The sequence below is a fragment of the Halosolutus sp. YCN4 genome, from assembly GCF_059736495.1.
Map to the genome: position 1 here is coordinate 45,203 of NZ_JCASSM010000005.1, position 17,347 is coordinate 62,549.

Annotated in this window: 19 protein-coding genes; 7 read left to right on the top strand and 12 right to left on the bottom strand. The window is 68.1% G+C overall.

What is annotated here, in order from left to right:
- Positions 1-69 precede the first annotated feature (69 nt).
- Positions 70-432 carry an Hsp20/alpha crystallin family protein gene (locus tag AC6I6X_RS17955; protein ID WP_497931928.1) on the bottom strand — a complete coding sequence of 121 codons (363 nt, stop codon included), beginning with the start codon at positions 430-432 and terminating at the stop codon, positions 70-72.
- 81 nt (positions 433-513) lie between these two features.
- Positions 514-1,335: a GIDE domain-containing protein gene (locus tag AC6I6X_RS17960; protein WP_497931929.1), complete on the bottom strand. Its 822-nt coding sequence runs from the start codon at positions 1,333-1,335 to the stop codon at positions 514-516.
- A 110-nt stretch (positions 1,336-1,445) separates the two neighbouring features.
- Here AC6I6X_RS17960 and AC6I6X_RS17965 point away from each other — a divergent pair, with 110 nt between their 5' ends.
- A complete protein-coding gene (locus AC6I6X_RS17965; protein WP_497931930.1) occupies positions 1,446-2,747 on the top strand; it encodes a molybdopterin molybdotransferase MoeA in 1,302 nt (433 codons plus the stop codon).
- A gap of 58 nt (positions 2,748-2,805) precedes the next feature.
- On the opposite strand, the gene AC6I6X_RS17970 is transcribed toward AC6I6X_RS17965, so the two are convergent.
- Positions 2,806-3,345 (bottom strand): hypothetical protein, encoded by a 540-nt coding sequence (locus AC6I6X_RS17970; protein WP_497931931.1) that lies wholly within the window; start codon positions 3,343-3,345, stop codon positions 2,806-2,808.
- 137 nt (positions 3,346-3,482) lie between these two features.
- On the opposite strand from AC6I6X_RS17970, the gene AC6I6X_RS17975 reads away from it, so the two are divergent.
- Positions 3,483-4,283, top strand: a complete 801-nt coding sequence (locus tag AC6I6X_RS17975; protein WP_497931932.1) for an alpha/beta fold hydrolase — start codon at positions 3,483-3,485, stop codon at positions 4,281-4,283.
- A gap of 13 nt (positions 4,284-4,296) precedes the next feature.
- Here the strand turns inward: AC6I6X_RS17975 and AC6I6X_RS17980 are convergent, their stop codons facing one another.
- The gene (locus AC6I6X_RS17980) at positions 4,297-5,424 is read right to left on the bottom strand and encodes a serine hydrolase domain-containing protein (protein WP_497931933.1); all 1,128 of its coding nucleotides are present in this window, start codon (positions 5,422-5,424) and stop codon (positions 4,297-4,299) included.
- A 126-nt stretch (positions 5,425-5,550) separates the two neighbouring features.
- On the opposite strand from AC6I6X_RS17980, the gene AC6I6X_RS17985 reads away from it, so the two are divergent.
- Positions 5,551-7,455, top strand: a complete 1,905-nt coding sequence (locus AC6I6X_RS17985; RefSeq protein ID WP_497931934.1) for a molybdopterin biosynthesis protein — start codon at positions 5,551-5,553, stop codon at positions 7,453-7,455.
- 57 nt (positions 7,456-7,512) lie between these two features.
- A complete protein-coding gene (locus AC6I6X_RS17990) occupies positions 7,513-8,157 on the top strand; it encodes a helix-turn-helix domain-containing protein (protein ID WP_497931935.1) in 645 nt (214 codons plus the stop codon).
- A gap of 48 nt (positions 8,158-8,205) precedes the next feature.
- Here the strand turns inward: AC6I6X_RS17990 and AC6I6X_RS17995 are convergent, their stop codons facing one another.
- The 7 genes from AC6I6X_RS17995 to AC6I6X_RS18025 form a co-directional block, all read right to left on the bottom strand.
- Positions 8,206-8,835 (bottom strand): HAD family hydrolase, encoded by a 630-nt coding sequence (locus AC6I6X_RS17995; RefSeq protein ID WP_497931936.1) that lies wholly within the window; start codon positions 8,833-8,835, stop codon positions 8,206-8,208.
- Between the two features lie 42 nt (positions 8,836-8,877).
- Positions 8,878-9,273, bottom strand: coding sequence for an LWR-salt protein (gene lwrS / locus AC6I6X_RS18000; protein ID WP_497931937.1), 396 nt, complete (start codon positions 9,271-9,273; stop codon positions 8,878-8,880).
- Between the two features lie 25 nt (positions 9,274-9,298).
- A complete protein-coding gene (locus AC6I6X_RS18005) occupies positions 9,299-9,580 on the bottom strand; it encodes a 4a-hydroxytetrahydrobiopterin dehydratase (protein WP_497931938.1) in 282 nt (93 codons plus the stop codon).
- 261 nt (positions 9,581-9,841) lie between these two features.
- Complete coding sequence (gene hemA / locus AC6I6X_RS18010) at positions 9,842-11,245, bottom strand: glutamyl-tRNA reductase (RefSeq protein ID WP_497931939.1); 1,404 nt, start codon at positions 11,243-11,245, stop codon at positions 9,842-9,844.
- Positions 11,242-11,898: a precorrin-2 dehydrogenase/sirohydrochlorin ferrochelatase family protein gene (locus AC6I6X_RS18015; protein WP_497931940.1), complete on the bottom strand. Its 657-nt coding sequence runs from the start codon at positions 11,896-11,898 to the stop codon at positions 11,242-11,244. The genes hemA and AC6I6X_RS18015 overlap by 4 nt, the downstream gene beginning before the upstream one ends.
- Before the next feature lie 43 nt (positions 11,899-11,941).
- Positions 11,942-13,027, bottom strand: a complete 1,086-nt coding sequence (ahbB, locus tag AC6I6X_RS18020) for a siroheme decarboxylase subunit beta (protein ID WP_497931941.1) — start codon at positions 13,025-13,027, stop codon at positions 11,942-11,944.
- 172 nt (positions 13,028-13,199) lie between these two features.
- Complete coding sequence (locus tag AC6I6X_RS18025) at positions 13,200-13,601, bottom strand: DUF5778 family protein (protein WP_497931942.1); 402 nt, start codon at positions 13,599-13,601, stop codon at positions 13,200-13,202.
- Between the two features lie 189 nt (positions 13,602-13,790).
- Between AC6I6X_RS18025 and uppS the strand changes: the two genes are divergently transcribed.
- Together uppS and AC6I6X_RS18035 are read left to right on the top strand one after the other, a co-directional pair.
- Positions 13,791-14,723, top strand: a complete 933-nt coding sequence (gene uppS, locus AC6I6X_RS18030; protein WP_497931943.1) for a polyprenyl diphosphate synthase — start codon at positions 13,791-13,793, stop codon at positions 14,721-14,723.
- A 57-nt stretch (positions 14,724-14,780) separates the two neighbouring features.
- On the top strand, positions 14,781-15,011 hold the full coding sequence (locus tag AC6I6X_RS18035) for a hypothetical protein (RefSeq protein ID WP_497931944.1): 231 nt from the start codon (positions 14,781-14,783) through the stop codon (positions 15,009-15,011).
- A 37-nt stretch (positions 15,012-15,048) separates the two neighbouring features.
- On the opposite strand, the gene AC6I6X_RS18040 is transcribed toward AC6I6X_RS18035, so the two are convergent.
- A complete protein-coding gene (locus tag AC6I6X_RS18040) occupies positions 15,049-15,654 on the bottom strand; it encodes an undecaprenyl diphosphate synthase family protein (protein ID WP_497931945.1) in 606 nt (201 codons plus the stop codon).
- A 301-nt stretch (positions 15,655-15,955) separates the two neighbouring features.
- On the opposite strand from AC6I6X_RS18040, the gene AC6I6X_RS18045 reads away from it, so the two are divergent.
- Positions 15,956-17,293, top strand: a complete 1,338-nt coding sequence (locus AC6I6X_RS18045; protein ID WP_497931946.1) for a DUF92 domain-containing protein — start codon at positions 15,956-15,958, stop codon at positions 17,291-17,293.
- Positions 17,294-17,347: the final 54 nt, after the last annotated feature.

Genomic DNA, 17,347 nt, shown 5'->3' on the forward strand with positions numbered 1-17,347 from the left:
AGAAAGTGCCAGGCGACGATGGCGAAGCGCTTGTAGGCGCGAAGCTGAGCCAGTCTCGGTCACCTCGGATTAGACGTCACCGTCGACGACGTCGATCGTCGTTTCGTCGATCCCCGCTCGCTTCGGGAGCGTCAGTTCGAGGACCCCCCGTTCGACCACCGCTTCGGACTCCGACTCCGCCGCGTCGTCGGGCAGCGGTACCTCGAGGTCGAGAAAGAGCGATCGATTCTCCTCGACGTAGTCGTAGTCGTCGGCGAGGTCTTTCTCCCGGCGGGCCTCGATCGAGATGCGGCCGTCCTCGATCGTGAGATCGAGCGAGTCGGCGGTGGCCCCGGGCACGTCCAGCACGAGCAAGTAGGCCTCCTCGCTTTCGAGGAGATCGAAGAAGACGTCTTCGGAGAGATCCCGCAACGCATCGCGGAGCGCTGACATGACCGTCAATTGGGTCGCCGATACGAAAAAGGCCGCGGTCCCGGCGGTTCGGACGCGGCTGCTCGCGTGGGCGCGAAGCCGTCAGAGTGCCCACGCGATCGCGAGTCCGATCACGGCAATCGCGGCCGCGACGGCCCCGCCGCCACGGAGTCCGGCGCGGAGTCCCAGCCGTCGTTCGGTGCTGTCGGAGACGACGAACGGGTAGCCGAACAGTCGATGGCGCAATCGGATCCAGCGACTGTCGGAGAGGACACGCTCGTCGATTCCGACGGCGGCGTTCACCTCGCCTGATCGACGGGAGACGGTCGTATCGTACCGCGCCGTGCCGAGAACGAGGATCTCCTCGCCGGGTTCGAGGACGCGTTCTCGAAACCGCCGATCGGTCCCGGTACGGAGTTCGAACAGGCGCAGGTCCAGCCGCCGGTTCTGGCTGTCGACGTCCTCGGTCCGGTCGATGAACCGCTGGATCGGCTCCGGCGGTGCTCGCCCGCCGTCGACGTCGATCCGGGCGTGGTCCTCCAGTCGGAAGTCCGCCCCTGGCGGTTCGATCAGGACGCTGCCCGATCCGTCGTCGAGTCGGAACGGGACGTACCGCTCGCCGGACGCGATCGTCGTCCACGACCGGCCGTGCTTCGAGTCGCGGGCCTCCTCGACGACGTACTCGTAGGCGAGACAGGGCGTGTCGGTGAACGGCGATCGGAGGCGGCCACCGGCCGGCTTCGCGGTCCCCCGGAGCTGAATCGGGCCGCCGTCCGGCGCGTCGAGCACCGCGTCCGGGTGCGACCGGAGCACGTGCGACGCGAGTCGGAGTTCGCGGACCCCGTACACCAGCGCGAGGAGAGTGCCCGCGGCCACGACCACGAGACCGACGAACGCGACGGGACCGGGCGACGGCGCGACCATACCCTCACTCCCCCGGACGGTACGGTAAGTGTGTCGACACGTCGACGGCCGCGGCCGTCGACCGCGACGGTCCCCCTACGCTTTTGGCTCCCGGCGACCCGATTCAGGGTATGGAAGGTGCCGATCGGGAGCGCACGGAGGCCGGGTTCAAAGTACGGACTCCCGTCGACGAGGCGCGACGGGTACTCAGGGACGCCGTCGCCCCTGACGGTGACGGCGAGGACCCGCGGACGGGAACCGAGACCGTCGAGATCGAGCGCGCCGACGGGCGGACCCTCGCACAGTCGATCACCGCCGCGCGGAACGTGCCCCACTACGAGCGGGCGGCGATGGACGGCTACGCGGTCCGGGCGAGCGACACCTTCGGGGCGAGCGATCGATCGCCGGCGGTCCTCCGGATCGCGGAGCCTGCCGGGGACGCGGAGACCGACCACGCGACCGCCGATCGAATCGCGACCGGAGCGGCGGCGCGGGTCCACACCGGGAGCGCGCTCCCCGAGGGAGCCGACGCGGTCGTGATGATCGAACACGTCGACGAACTCGACGCGATGGGTGAACTCGAGGTCGCGGACGCCGTCGCGGAGGGCGAGAACGTCGCCCCGGTCGGGGAAGACGTCGAGGAGGGAGCGGTGCTGTACGAACCGGGACACCGGCTTCGCCCCTCCGATCTCGGGCTGTTGCGATCGGCGGGCTACGCGCGAGTCGACGTCGCCCAGCGGCCGACCGTCGGCGTGGTGCCGACGGGCGAAGAACTCGTCGCGGCCGATCCCGACCCGGGCGAGGTGATCGAGACGAACGGCCTCACCGTCTCCAGGCTGGCCGAGCGCTGGGGCGCGCGGGCGACCTATCGCGACGTGGTCACCGACGACCCCGAGTCGCTCCGGGTCGCCATTCAGCGCGACCTGACAAAAGACGTCGTCGTCACGACCGGCGGCTCCTCCGTGGGCGAGCGCGACCTCATCCCGGAGGTGATCGACGACCTGGGGGAGGTGATCGTCCACGGCGTCGGTCTCAAACCCGGCCACCCCGTCTGTCTGGGCGTCGTCGAGGAGACGCCGGTCCTCGCGCTCCCGGGCTACCCCGTCGCCTGTATCGTCAACGCCGTCCAGTTCCTCCGACCGACCCTGCGCTGGCTCGAGGGGACGACGCCTGATCCCCACCCGCGCGTGCAGGCAAAACTCGATCGCAAGATCCCGAGCGAACCGGGGACACGGACGTTCGCGCGGGTCCGTCTGGAGGAACGGGACGCCGACGGGGCCCCCGAGTTCGGGGCGATCCCGACGCGGGCGAGCGGTTCAGGCGTCCTCTCGAGCGTCGCCCTGGCCGACGGCTGGGTCGTCGTCGACGACGATCGGGAGGGCATCCCGGCCGGCGAGACGGTCGCCGTCGAGAACTGGGAAGTGAATCCGTAGCGGTCCGCGATCGGTCCCCTCGCGGTTCGGCTCTGCGCCGATCGGCGAGAGGCGATTCTCAATGCAGCGTCCCCTCGCGGTGCGCGGCGTCGTAGGCGAACAGCGCGTAGCCCACCTCGGCCGGGGAGAACCCCGTCTCCGCCGCAATCTCGCGGATCGGGTCGATCATCGCCACGTAGTCGGCGGCGTCGAACGACTCCTTGCGACCGTCGAGGTAGTCGAACCGATCGAGCGTCGCCCACACGCGCGTGTCGACGATGGCGTGGGCCGACGGGTCGAGCGCGGTCAGCACGCACGAGGCCGTCGGGGCCTTGAATCCCGAGAGTCCGGTCAGGAGCTGGATCTTCGAGAAGTCGTCGCCGACGGCGAGCACGTTCGCCGTGACCGTCCGACACCGGTCCTCGGGGTTCGACTCGACGTGGTAGGCGCTCCGCGTCGAGGACTCGTAGGCGATGGCGTACAGTTGGTCCCGGGTGAGATACCCCTGTTCGCGATACCGATCGCCGAACGATTCCAGTCGGTCGGGCAGGACGCCCTGCGTCTCGGCGTACCGATCGAGATACTCGGCGACGAGGGCGCGATCGACGTTCGTAGCCATCCGCTCGATACGAGGGTGTGTACCGACGAGAGCGTTTTCATATCGGGGATCCGGACGATCACTTCCCCACGAAGTCCCGGAACTGCCCTGAACCACCCGCAGTCGTTTATCATCGATGACGGCGAAGGTACACTGTTATGCCGTACAGGCGATGCAACGGGGCGGATCTCTACTACGAAGACGCCGGTGACGGGGCGCCGATCGTCTTCTTGCACGGCGTCATGGCGAGCCACAGGTTCTTCGAACCCCAGTTGACGGCGCTCTCGTCCGACTATCGAACGATCGCCCTCGATTTCAGGGGTCACGGCCGATCGGAGAAGACGGAGCTGGGACACACCGTCGCGCAGTACGCCCGCGATCTGTACGCCTTCACAGACCAGTGCGACCTCGAGGACGTCGTCCTGGTCGGATGGTCGATGGGGGCGCTCGTCTCGTGGGACTACGTCGATCAGTTCGGTACCGATGGGATTCGAGGGCTGGTGGACGTCGACATGGAAGCCACCCGATTCCGATGGGGCGACTACGAGTACGGGCTCACCGATCTGGACGGACTCGAAACGACGCTGAGGCTGGCACAACAGGATCGGTCGAGTCTCATCGAACGCCTCACGGAGCAGGTTTTCGCGGACCCGCCCTCGGCCGAGACGAGAGCCCTGGTGTTCGACGAACTCTCACGGACGCCACCGTCGATCAAGAGCGCGATCCTCTTCGATACGCTCACCCGCGACTACCGGGACGTGCTCCCCGAAATCGACGTTCCGTTGCTGGCGTGTGCCGGTGCGGACGAGAAACGAGGGACCGTCGACTCCATCGAACACGTCGCAACGCTCGTCCCGGACGGGAGCGTCGAACGCTTCGACGACAGCGGACACTGTCCGACGATCGAAGAGCCCGAGCGATTCAATCGGATCGTGAGCCGGTTTATCGAGTCGCTGTGACGTCCGGCGACCGTCACTGGAGAGCGACTCGAACCGCGTCCGCCAGTTGTCGCACGCGGGCGACGTGCTCGTACGATCCCTCTCGCACGCCGTTGGTGACGTACGAGAAGCCCACGTTCGCCTCGGGGTCGGCCCAGCCGACGCTGCTCCCGAGGCCGGCGTGGCCGAACACGTACTCGGGGGTGAGCGAGCCGTAGGGGTCGGCCGTCGTGCCGCCCTTCCAGAAGCCGAGCGCGAACCGCCCCGGTCGACCGAGCGTACCGTCCGCGTCCGTCTCGGCCTCGAGCGCCGTCATCTCCGCAACGGTCTCGGACGAGAGGAGCCGGGTCCCGTCGAGTTCGCCGCCGTTCGCGAGACAGGCGTAGAACCGGGCCATGTCGCGAGCGGTCCCGAGACCCGTCGCGGCGGGGACGACGGACCGGTGGACCGCCTCGGTGTTGAACGGGGCCGCGACCTCGGTGTGATCGCCGAGTCCCTCTCCGGGGTCGCGACAGCGATCGAACGCCTCGAACGCGACGAGGGTGGCCACGTCGTCGTCCTCGTCGTCGCGAAGGCCGATCCCGGTGTCGTCCATTCCCAGCGGCTCGAAGACGCGCTCCCGTGCGGCGTCCTCGATCGGCGTCCCCGTCACCCGGCGCACGAGTTCGCCGACCAGCCAGCCGAACGTGAGCGGGTGGTACGCCGCCCGATCGCCGGGCGAGAACACGGGTTCCATCGCCTCGATCCGCTCGACGCAGGCGTCCCAGTCGTTCCAGAGATCGGGTCGCTCGTCGATCTCGCCCTGCGTGAGGCCGGCGGTGTGGCTGAGCACCTGCCGGACCGTGATCTCGGCCTTCTCCGTCCCCGAATCGGCGAACTCGGGCCAGTGATCGACGACCCGATCGTCGTAGGCGAGCGCGCCATCGTCGACGAGGGTGTGCAGCGTGACGGCCGCGTAGGGTTTCGTCGAGGAGAAGAGGACGTGTCGCTGCCTCTTCGTCGTCTCCCCGCTGTCGGGACCCGTCACGCCACCTGCGAGGTCGAGCACCGCCTCGCCGTCGACGTAGACGGCTAGCTGTGCGCCGTGGTGGAGTCCGAGTTCGAGTTGGCGATCGAACAGGGCGGCGATGCGCTCCCGGTCGCTGTCGGCGAGTCGTGACATACCACGGTGTGTTTCGAGCGGAGGCTTAATCGTTGTCGTCTGGGAACACATCGCAGCCGGTCCGATCGACCGTCGGGTCGGGCCGATTCGACCGACGTTTTTACTCCCGGCACGCGAAGGGCCGGTATGGACCGCAAGGAGTTTCGCGATCTCGCATCTCCGGACGAGGCGCGCGAGGCGATCGGCTCGCTCTCGCTCGAGGGCGGCGTCGAACGCGTCTCGCTCGACGACGCCCGCGGGCGGGTGCTCGTCGCCCGACTCGACGCCGAACTCGACGTGCCGGGGTTCGATCGGGCGAGCCTGGACGGCTACGCACTCCGGGCGACGGACACGTTCGGGGCCGACGAGGCGGATCCGGCCCGCCTGACCGTGACCGGCGAGGTACACGCCGGCGAGGAACCGGCGATCGAGGTCGGCGAGGGCGAGGCCGTCGAAATCTCGACCGGCGCGGTGATGCCGCCGGGCGCGGACGCGATGGTTCCCGTGGAGCGAACCGACATGGAGGGAGACGACGTGCTCGTCCGAACGTCCGTCGCCCCCGGTGACAACGTCATGTTCGCCGGGGCGGACGTCGCCGCGGGCGAGCGCGCGCTCGGCCCGGGAACGCGGATCACGCCCCGTGATATCGGCCTGCTCTCGGCGCTCGGGATCGACGATGTCCCAGTCAGGGCCAGGCCCCGGGTCGGCATCGTCTCGACCGGAGACGAACTCGTCCGGCCCGGCGAACCCGTCGACAGCGATCGCGGCCAGATCTACGACGTCAACAGCTACACGATCGCCGCGGGGGTCGAGGACGCCGGCGGCGAGGCCGTCCTCTACCCCCACGCCGGGGACGACCAGGACGAGATGGAGCGACTCCTCCGGGAGGCCGCCGAAGAGTGCGACCTCGTGCTCTCCTCGGGGTCGACCAGCGCGAGCGCGGTCGACGTCATCTACCGCGTGATCGAGGAGCAAGGGGAGTTGCTCCTCCACGGCGTGGCGGTCAAGCCGGGGAAGCCGATGCTCGTCGGGCGACTGGCAGAGTCCGCGTACGTCGGCCTCCCGGGCTACCCCGTCTCCGCGATGATGGTCTTCCGGACGTTCGTCGCCCCCGCGATCCGCGAGGCCGCGGGGCTTCCCGAACCCGAGGCGGCGACCGTCGAGGGCCGGATGGCCGGACAGGAGCGCTACGCCGAGGGACGGCTCCGACTGATGCCGGTCGGCGTCGTCACCGACGGCGACGGCGAGACGCTCGTCTACCCCGTCGACAAGGGCAGCGGCGCGACGACGAGCCTCGCCGAGGCGGACGGCGTCGTCGAGGTCGCCCCCGAGACCGACTACCTCGACGAAGGCGAGTCCGTCACCGTTCACCTCTTCTCGGCGGACGTCCGCCCGCCGACGCTGCTCGGCGTCGGCGAGGACGATCCGACCTTCAACCGGTTGCTCGACGGCCTCGAGAATCCGCGGTACCTCGCGATCGGTGCGCGACCCGGACTGCGACGGCTTCGAGCGGGGGTGCCGGACGTCGCAGTGGTGGCGGGACCGCTCGACCGCGAGAGCGAGGCGGCTACAACCGCCGGATCGGAGCGCGCCGGCGGGCGCGCGAACGACGCGACCGAACTCGGGCGCTGGGATCGGGAGTGGGGACTCGTCGTCCGCCCGGGCAACCCGGCCGAGATCGAGGGGCTGGCCGACCTGATCGATCGGGACCTCCGGTTCGTCAATCGGACGACGGACTCCGGCCTCCGGACGAGCCTGGGGGCGGCGATCGCCGACCTCGCCGACGAACGCGGGACGACCCGTCACGACCTCGTCGAGTCGATCGACGGCTTCGACCTCGGACTGCGCGCCCACGAGAGCCCCGCCCGGAAGGTCATCGCCGGCGACGCCGACGCCGGCCTCGGGCTTCGTTCGACCGCCGATCGGCTCGACCTCGGGTTCGTCCCGATCGACGACCAGCCGGTCCGCGTCCTCGCGAACCCGGACCGGCGCGAGAAACCGGGCGTCCGGGAACTCGCCCGGGCGCTGGAGTCGGACGACTATCAGCAGTAGCGACTATCACGATCGCCTCGACAGCGATTTTTACGTGATCGCGGTGTACGAGACGTGATGTCGACCATAGCCGAGTTCCGGCTCCCAGCGTCGGATACGACCCTCGGGGTCGTCTTCGATCGCGTTCCTGAAGCGACGGTCGAACTCGAATCGGCCGTCTCCCGGACGCGTCCCTGTCTCTGGGTATCCGGGGTCGAGCACACTGCGGTCGCGGCGGCGTTCGAAGCGGACCCGTCGATCGAGGCGTACGACCTCCTCGTCGAGGCGGGCGATCGATTGCTGTACGACGTGTCGTTCACGAACGGGACGAAGACCCTTGGCGACCAGTTGCTCGCCCACGGCGGGTCCCTGCTCGAGGCGTGGGGAACCGACGGCTGGTGGCAGGTCAGGGTCCGGTATCACGATCGAGAGAGCCTCTGTGCCGTCCACGATCGGCTCGTCGATCGCGGCGTCACCGTCGACCTGCGGCGGGTGACCGACATCTCGAACGCGGCCGGCACCGAGACGCAGCTGACGCCCCAGCAACGGGAGGCCCTGGAGGCCGCACTCGAACGGGGCTACTTCGAGATTCCGCGGGACATCTCGATGGAGGAACTCGCGTCCGAACTCGGGATCTCCCACCAGGCGCTGTCGGAGCGGCTGCGACGGGCCTACGAGACGCTGGTCGACGAGGAGCTACAGCCCGCGGTGAATCCGCCCTAGGCCGGCCGACGATCGCAGGTTCGGCCGACGATCGCGGCGGTTCGACGGTCAGTACAGTTCGTCGAACGACTGCACGCGGTAGTCCCCGAGCACGCACTGGCCGCGCCGATCGTGGCCGAACCGTTCGACGTGAATCGCGTCCAGTCCGGCGTTCCACGCGGCACCGACGTCACAGGACCCGTCACCCGCCAGCACGCCCCGGTGACCGTTGTGTGCGACGCCCAGATCGCGCATGACCGACTGGACGGGATCCGGATCGGGCTTCCAGCCGGTCTCTTCGGTACAGCAGAGGCGGGCATCGAACCAGTCGCGGATGCCGAGGTTGTCCAGCACGGGCTCACAGAGGAACTCCTGGCAGTGGGTGACCAGTCCCACCGGTTCGTCGAGGTCCGCGACGAACGCGGCGTCGTCGTGGAGATAGGTCTGTTCGGCACGGACGAGCGGATCCTCCTCCTCGTGGAACGCCGTCCAGAACGCGTCGGGATCGACGCCCCACTTCAGGAGCTGGTGATCCCGGGACCCGGTTAGCCCGTGCCAGAGGATCTCTGCTTCCCGATCGGTGAACTCGCGATCGAGCCGATCGCCGACCCGATCGAACACCTCCCGGGTGTACGACCACTCGACGTCGACGAGCGTGCCGTCGAGATCGAGCAGCCAGAAGTCGTACTCGGAGACCATCGGGACACAGATGTACGGGATTCTCCAGTAAATGGTTATCGCTTACGCGTCACTGCCGGTGACCCGGATACTCGAGCCGAGGTACTTCGAGAGGACCTCCGAGACGGTCTCGGCGTTGAACGCGTCGAGATCGGCCGCGATTTCGTCTTTCAGCGCCTCGAAGTACGCCTCGTCGACCTGGAGTTCGCGAAACGAGACCGACTCGATCCGATCGATCGGTACGTCGAGCCACTCCGCGGCGAGTTCGCGGCCGTACTCGTCGTCGCCGATCTCGCCGCGCCAGAGCGTGTTCCGGAAGAACAGCCAGCCCTCCGTGCCGGGTTCCGGGGCCTCGCGCGATACCGTGACCGTCGTCTCGCCGGTCGCCGGATCGACGGTGACCGCGTCCCGCGGCGACGCGAGTCGAAGCGTCACGCGGAAGACGTACTGTCCGTTCATCTAACTCGAAACGGGCGTCCGAAGGTCAGGCGTCGCGCTCCGATTCGATCAGCTTCGCCATCTCGATGTCGTCGTCCGTGATCCCGCCTTCTTCGTGGGAGGTCAGCCGGATCTCGACCTCCTCGTAGCGGATGACGATCTCGGGATGGTGAAACTGCGCTTCGGCGATCTCGCCGACCATCTGGGCGAAGTTGACGCCGCGAAGGTAGTCGTCGAACTCGTAGGTTCGAACGATCTCGTCCCCCTCGCGTTCCCATGCATCGGGTAGCCGGTCGGCGATCTCGTCGTCGGAAAGCAGGTCGGCCATGTGCGGCCGAACGCAAGCCAATCAAATAATGATTGTGCCTCGTCCACATTCGACGCAGGGGCGAGGGCGTCGACGCGGGATCCGATCGGCCGATCGTCGTACGGAGCGCTGTCAGCCAGTGTCGCCGCACTCGGCACCTGCCGTGCGGATGCGCCGTACAGCGTGACAGGGGACCGTCTCATACGGTTTACTGTAAGTCATTTCCGGCGCAACCGCCGCCCGGATCGCGGTTGCGCCGGCAAATCGGTACAGCAATCCGTATCAGTCGTCGTCGATCGCGCCGAGTCCGGCGTCGGTGCGATCGGAACCGAACGGTCCCACGGCGGACGCGGGAGCCAGGGGGCCGTCGTCGCCGAAGTCCGGATCGAACAGTTGCAGGGCCGTGTTGATCGTGCTCCAGTCGTCCTCGGCCGCGGCCTCCCGGAGGCTCTTCGTCGGCGGCGCGAGCAACTGGCTGACCAGCGAGTCGGCCATCGCCTCGACGATCTCGCGTTGCTCCTCGGAGAGGTCGTCGTCGAGTCGCGAGAAGGCCATCTCGAGTTCGCGCTGCTTGAGCCGTTCGGCGGACTCGTACATCGCGGCGATGACCTCGTCCGCGCGGGCCCGCTTGTACTGGTCACAGAGTAACTCGAACTCGTGGTCGATCATCGACTCGACCTCGCGGGCCGCGTCGGACCGCTGAGAGCGGGTCTCCTCGGTGATCGACTCGAGATCGTCCAGGTCGTAGACCGCCACGGAGTCGAGCGCTCCCGTCGCCGGGGCGACGTCCCTGGGCTGGCCGAGGTCGACGATCACCCGATCCGGATCGGCGGCGTCGCTCGCCCGCCGATCGATCGGGGCGTCGGAGTCGGTCGTTTCCGGGATGGCCTCCAGGTCGTCCTCGTCGATCGCGAGGTGGTGGGGTTCGAGGACGGGATCGTCGCTCCCGGTCGCGGTCACGACGACGTCCGCCTCGGTCGCGACCGTCCCGAGTGCCTCGAGCGGGGCGACGCTGGTCTCGGCGTCGAGTTCCGTCGCGAGGTGGTCGGCGTGGGAGACGGTTCGATTGGCGACGACGATTTCGTCCGCGCCGGCGTCCGCGAGACTGCGGGCGGCGAGCCGTCCCATCTCGCCGGCGCCGACGACCAGCGCGGTCGCGCCCTCGAGCGGGACCTCGGTCGCGGCGAGTTTCGTGGCCGCCGAGCCGAGCGAGACGACGCCCTCGTTGATGGCGGTCTCCGTGCGTGCGCGTTCGCCGACGTGGATCGCCTTGGTCACGGCGGCCTCGAGCATCGACCCGATTCCGCCCTCGGCGCGGGCGTCCTCGTAGGCCGTCCGGACCTGGCCGATGATCTGGTCCTCGCCGAGGACGACCGATTCGAGTCCCGAGGCGACCCGAAGCAGGTGTCGCAGACTCTCGTTGTGATCCGTCACCACGAGCGCGTCGTCGTCGATCGACGCGAAGAACTCCTCGAGGGCGGCCCGTCCGACGGCCGCGTCCGCCCCGACGACGTAGGCCTCGACGCGGTTACACGTCGAGAGCACGAACGCCTCGTCGATCTCCGGGATCGCGAGCAGTCCGGAGACGCCAGCACGCTGACTGTCGGGGGTCGCAGCAGCGAGATCGTCGACGCTGCCGCTCTGGTGGGTCACGCGAGCGGCCGTGACGACCCCGGCCGATCTCACGGCCGATCACCGTCCGTCGTCGGCTCCTCACCGAGTACGTCCTCGATCACTTGCGAACAATTGGAAGTACCGGTACGTAAAGCTGTCCAAATATCCGGCGACGTGACGACCTCGGTCACGATTTCGCGCCTGCGCGTCGGCGCCACGTCCCGCGCTTTGAGTTCCGATCGGAGCGCCGAACAGACCGTGGCCATCTCGCCGGCACCCGAAAGGGTTTCCTCGAGTTCCCCCCGGAGGTACTTGCTCAGTGCGGGGGCCTGGCCGCCGGTGGCGATCGCGACGATGACCGGATCCTCGCGGATCGTCGCCGGGACGACGACGCTTCCCGGGTCGCGGCCGCCGGACTCGTCCGCCCGGTTGACCAGACACCCTCGCTCCCGGGCCGCATCGGCGATCGCCGCGTTGACCGCCTCGTCGTCCGTCGCCGCGACGACCAGCGCCGGGTCGACCCGATCGATCCAGTCCGCGACGTCTTCGGGGTCCGGCGCGGCCCGGACCCGCTCGGAATCGCCGAAGTCCCGATCGGCGAAGGCGGGACTGACGACCACTACCTCGGCTTCGCGGGCGAATCGGCGGGCCTTGCGCGCACCGACCGGTCCGCCGCCGAAGACGAGGACCCTCGCGCCGGTGAAGTCGTGCAGTAGCGGAATCATTTCGTGTTCTGGAGTCGCGGGAACATTTCGTGAACTGGTGTCCTTATCGGGGGTCGGCAGTCGTGTTCGCTTCGGCACGCTCGTCCAGCCGAATGCCGGTCTTCTTCAGGATCTGCGACGAGAACAGCGAGTCCCAGTCGTCGTCGGTCACGTCCCAGTAGTCGGCCATCGTCTCGCGAACCCGTTCGATCCGGCGGTCGCTCTCGGCCTCGCTTCGGCCGTGGGTCATCGCGAAGAAGTTGTACGGCCAGACGCCCTCGTGGCGCGGTCGCTCGTAACAGTGGGTCACGAACGGGAGGCCGGCGACCGCCGGTCCGACCTCGCTGACGACGTCGTCCGGGACGTTCCAGACCGTCATCCCGTTCTCCGTGTAGCCCAGCGCGTAGTGGTTCGGGACGACGCCGATCCGGCGGATCTTCCCCTCGCGATCGAACCGCGTGATCGTCTCGCGAGTCCACGCGGGATCGCGATCGATCGCGTCGGCGACGTCGGCGTAGGGCGTCTCGGAGAGCGGGAGGCCGTCCTGAATCTCGAGGACGAGGTCGCGTTCGGCCGGCGACAGCGTCGTCGCGTCGCTCGGGGAGACGTCGGGGCCCAGGTCGCGACAGTCGATTCCCGCGGGGTCACCGTCCGAGCCGTCGAAAGGACCGTCGACGTAGAACTTGGCCTCCACGCGGAACTCCCGCTGTTTCGGCAAGTTGTACGTCTCCTGGCCGGTCTCGGCCTCGATCGCGTCGAGCACCTCCCGGACCCGATCCTCGTCCGCGACCGAGACGACGAACCAGACGTTCAGGTGCGGGTGCTCGCGCTCGTAGTTGTGCGCGACCTCGCGGTGAGCGTTGACCTGGTCGACGACCTCGTCGAACCGGTCCTCGGGGGCGTGCATCGCGACGAGCGTCGCCGCCCCGCCGATCTCCTGGGCGTTCACGAGCGGGCCGAACCGCGACAGCACGCCGCGCTCGTCCAGGTCGCGGATCGTCTCGAGTAGCGACGTCGCGTCGATGTCGACCCCGCGATCGCGCATGGCGGCCGCGGCGGCGTCGAAGGGCCAATCGACGACCGGGAATCCGCCCTGGAAGGCGTTGACGACAGCCCGCTCGCGATCCGTGAGGTCGACGTCCGTGCTCATACGAGATGGTCAGGAGTCGCGGTGTATAAGCGAACCGGGATCTCCCCCCGATCGGGATCGTCGTGACAGGACGGTCCGGACCGGCGATCGGGATCTACCTGCGATCGTGGGGAGAGCGTGACGCCCGGACGGAGGGTCGTCGCGATCGAGCGACGCCCCTTCGACGCCGGGGCTACCCCTCGACGCCGGTGACCTCGAAGCCGAGGTCGCGGACGTCCTCGAGGATCGCCTCGTGATCCGCGCTCGCCTCGTAATAGATGACGATGTCGAAACTGCCCTCGCGCAGGAGTTGCTGGCACTCCCAGACGAACTCCTCGTCGTCGAGGGTGAGGCCCTGGTGCTGGTTCGACGAGAAGTCCGTGTCGTCGTTGCCCGAGTAGACGAAGCAATCTTTCGGGTCGTACCCTGAGTGTTCGGCGATGACGTCGCCGACGTCGATCGTCGCCTGCATCATCTGGACGTCCTCCTGACCGTCGTAGTCGGTGTGGACGATCGCGCCGTTGAGTTCGATGTCGCCGGGTTCCAGCAGCGCCTTCGTTCGCTGGTAGAGGTCCTCGTCGATTACGTCTGGCATTGGCCGGATCGAGGGGACCCGGACGGATAGCCGTCACGATTCCAGAGCGGTGGGAGACGCGTCATTTGACGGGTCTTCGTGCCCCCGTTCGGCGACTCACCGCGGGTTCCGATCGTGGTGTGGTCCCCGCTATCACTGTCGTGGAGTGACACACAAGACACATAGTCATCGGCACCGTCAAATGGACCGATGAAGCGGTGGCTCCGCCAGCGGGTCGACGGTGCCTACGAGCAATTGCTCACCAGAGAGATCTCCGGCGCGCCGACCCACGTCGCAGTGATCCAGGACGGTAATCGACGGTACGCTCGCCGGAAGGGCGAGGACGAGACGGCGGGCCACCGCGCCGGTGCCCGGACGACCGAACAGGTCCTCGAGTGGTGCCAGGATATCGGCGTCGAGGAACTGACCCTCTACGCCTTTTCGACGGAGAACTTCGAGCGCCCGCCCGAGGAGCGCGAGGCCCTGTTCGATCTGCTCCGTGAGAAACTCCGGGAGTTCGCCGACGCCGAGCGCGTCCACGAGAACGAGGTCCGCATCCGCGCGATCGGCGCCGTCGACCAGTTGCCCGAGCGGGTCCAGGAGGCCGTCGACTACGCCGAACGGCGCACCCGCGGCTACGATCGGTTCGTGCTCAACATCGCGCTCGCCTACGGCGGTCGCTCGCAGTTGCTCGAAGCGGCCCGGGGCGTCGCCACCGACGTCGACGCGGGGTCGATCGACCCCGACGAGATCGACGTGGAGACGATCGAACGGCGTCTGTACGACGACCCGGTGCGAGACGTCGACCTGATCATCCGGACCGGCGGCGACGAGCGCACCTCGAACTTCCTGCCGTGGCACGCCAACGGCAACGAGGCCGCGGTCTTCTTCTGTACGCCCTACTGGCCGGAGTTCTCGAAGACCGACTTCCTCCGGGGCATCCGCACCTACGAATCCCGGGAAGAATCCTGGCGGCGGACCCGCGCCCGCCGGGCGCTCGCCCTCCTCGGGGCCGTCGGCGACGCCGAACTCCCCGAGGCGCGCTCGATCGTCACCCGGTTCCGCGACTCGCTCCCGACCGCCGAACGGCCCGACGAGAGCGACCTCGAGACGATCGAGTCTGGGACGACGACTGCCGACTGACCGATCGAGCACCGATTCGATCGAAACCTCCAATTCGAACGCCCACGAACCCCGAGTATGGACCGCCGTCTGTTCGCGTCCGGGGTCGGCACGATCGCGCTCGGCCTCGCCGTCTTCCTCGTGCTCGCGGCGACCGGTGCCCTTCGACATCCCGCGACGGCGGCCGAACGGACGACCGGAATCGAGTTCGTCGCGATCGGGGGCGGACTCGTGCTCTTGCTCGTCGGGGTCTTCGCGACGTTTCTCGCCGTCGTCCGCCCGTCGATCGAGACCGAGACCGCGCCCTGATCGGGAGCGATCTGGGACCTGCCGCGACCGAAGCGATCTACCGCCCGAACCGGCGCGATCGGTTACAGAACTCCCGGACGGCGCGCAGGAAGTCCCGCTTGCGGAAGTCCCGCCAGTTGACGTCGGTGAAGTACAGTTCCGAGTAGACCGACTGCCAGATCATGAAATCGGAGAGCCGTTCCGCACCGGTCTTGATCACCAGGTCGGGTTCGGAGGGGAAGACCAGATGTTCCTCGACGCGTTCGTCGTCGATCCGATCGGGGTCGAGGTCGCCCGCGTCGACGCTCTCGGCGAGGTTCTGGACGGCGCTCGTGAACTCGTGTTTGCCGCCGAGTCCGATGCCGATCTGGATCGGGGCGTCGGCGGGCGTCCGGTCCTCGGGGCCGCGAACGGCGACCTCCCGCGGCGCGTCGATCGTCTCCAGTTCGCGCCGCAGGGTAGGGACCGCCGCGGAGTCGAGGACGCTCACGTAGACGGTGACGCGGGAGGCGTACTCGAACGCCCACTCGAAGAAGTCCGTCAGGGTGTCGTACGCGCCCTCCTCGAGGAGGTCCCGTTCGGTGATGATCAGCGCGACGTGCTCGGGGAGGGACCCCTCGTGGCGACAGATCCGGTACGCGAGATATCGTTCGTACAGGCCCACAGTCGGTGTTTTCCGTCGAGTGACATACGGGTTGTGGGTTCGGACGGCACGTGCCGCCGGTTCGTACGCACCGCTCGTCGGTTCGACCGGCACTGCTACGGACGGCGACCCGTCTGAAACGATCGATGCGGCACGATCGCAGACTGCGGACGACGGGCCCGGATCATCGGTTGTCGGGGACCCGATCAATCGGAACAGTGACCGTTCGGGAATTCCTGTCAGAGCCGCTGAAGGCGTCGAAAACCCACTCGGAACGACTTCACGAAGGTTCAAGTAACCGCCACAGAAAGGATCGGATATCGTGACAGCACCCGTTCGGCGGGCAGGCGCCTTCGCGATCCTCTGTACGCTCGCGCTCGCCGTCCCGATCGTCGGTCCGCAGGCCGCAGCCCCGATCGCTGCGGCCGTCCTGCTGGGGGCGTTCGTCGTCACAGACGGACCGCTCTTCGACCTGCTCGCCTATCCGGGCGACTACGAGGACAACCGTCTCTACGGGCTGATCACGTTCGTCCTCGCCGGGATCGCGCTGGGACTCATCGCGACCAGGTCCTCGATGTCGATCACCGTCTTCGTCGGGACCGTCCTCCTGATCGGGTACGGGAACCTCGGCGAACAGCTCGCGAGAACCCGGACGGACGACGACGTCGTCCACGTGACCGCGTTCTCCGTGTTCGCGACGGCTGCCGCCGTGGCCGGGGGTGCCGCCTCGATGAGTTTCGAGTACGGACCGGCCGTCGTCGAGTCGCAGCTCCCGACGCTGCTCTTTCTCGCGGCCAGCGGCGCGTTGCTCGCCGCCCTGTTACGCGACGTGCTCTTCCTCTACGACGATCCGGTGGTCATGCTCTCGGTCGGCCTCCTCCTGTGGCTGCTCGCGGAACTCGAGTCCGGGCTGGGGGCCCGCGAGATCCTCGTCGCACTGGTAGTCACCATCGCCCTCGGCTACGCCTCCTACGCGCTCGAGACGGCCTCGATCGCGGGGATGCTCACCGGCATCCTGCTCGGCCTGCTGACGATCGTCCTCGGAAACTACGGCTGGTTCGTCGTTCTCATCTCCTTCTTCGCGATCGGCGGTCTCTCGACGAAGTTCCGCTACGAGGAGAAAGAGCGCCTCGGCGTCGCCGAGGACAACGACGGGGCGCGCGGGAGCGGCAACGTGCTCGGGAACGCGGCCGTCGCGCTCGGAGCCGTGCTCGGCTACGCCGCCAGTTCCGCGGCGTTGCTCCCCAGCAACCCCGATCCGACCCTGTTCCTCTTCGCGTTCGCCGGGTCGGTCGCCACCGCGATGAGCGACACGCTCTCGAGCGAGATCGGCAGTGTCTTCGAGACGCCGCGCCTGATCACGACGTTCGAACCGGTCGAACCCGGGACCGACGGCGGGGTCACGTGGCAAGGGGAACTCGCCGGGATCGTCGGCGCGATCGTCGTCGCCGGCATCTCCTACGCGCTCTTCCCGGAGGTCGGCCTCACCGGGGCCGCGATCATCGTCGCGGCCGGGTTCGTCGGGATGACCGTCGACAGTCTCCTCGGGGCCACGCTCGAGGGCACCGTCCTCGGCAATCAGGGCGTGAACTTCCTCGCGACGCTGTCGGGGGCGCTGATCTGTGCCCTGCTCGTGCTCTCGTTCGCCATGCTCGGATGAGAGCGGCCCACGTCGGAGCGATCGGTCTCGACGGACAGGACTACTCCCAACTTC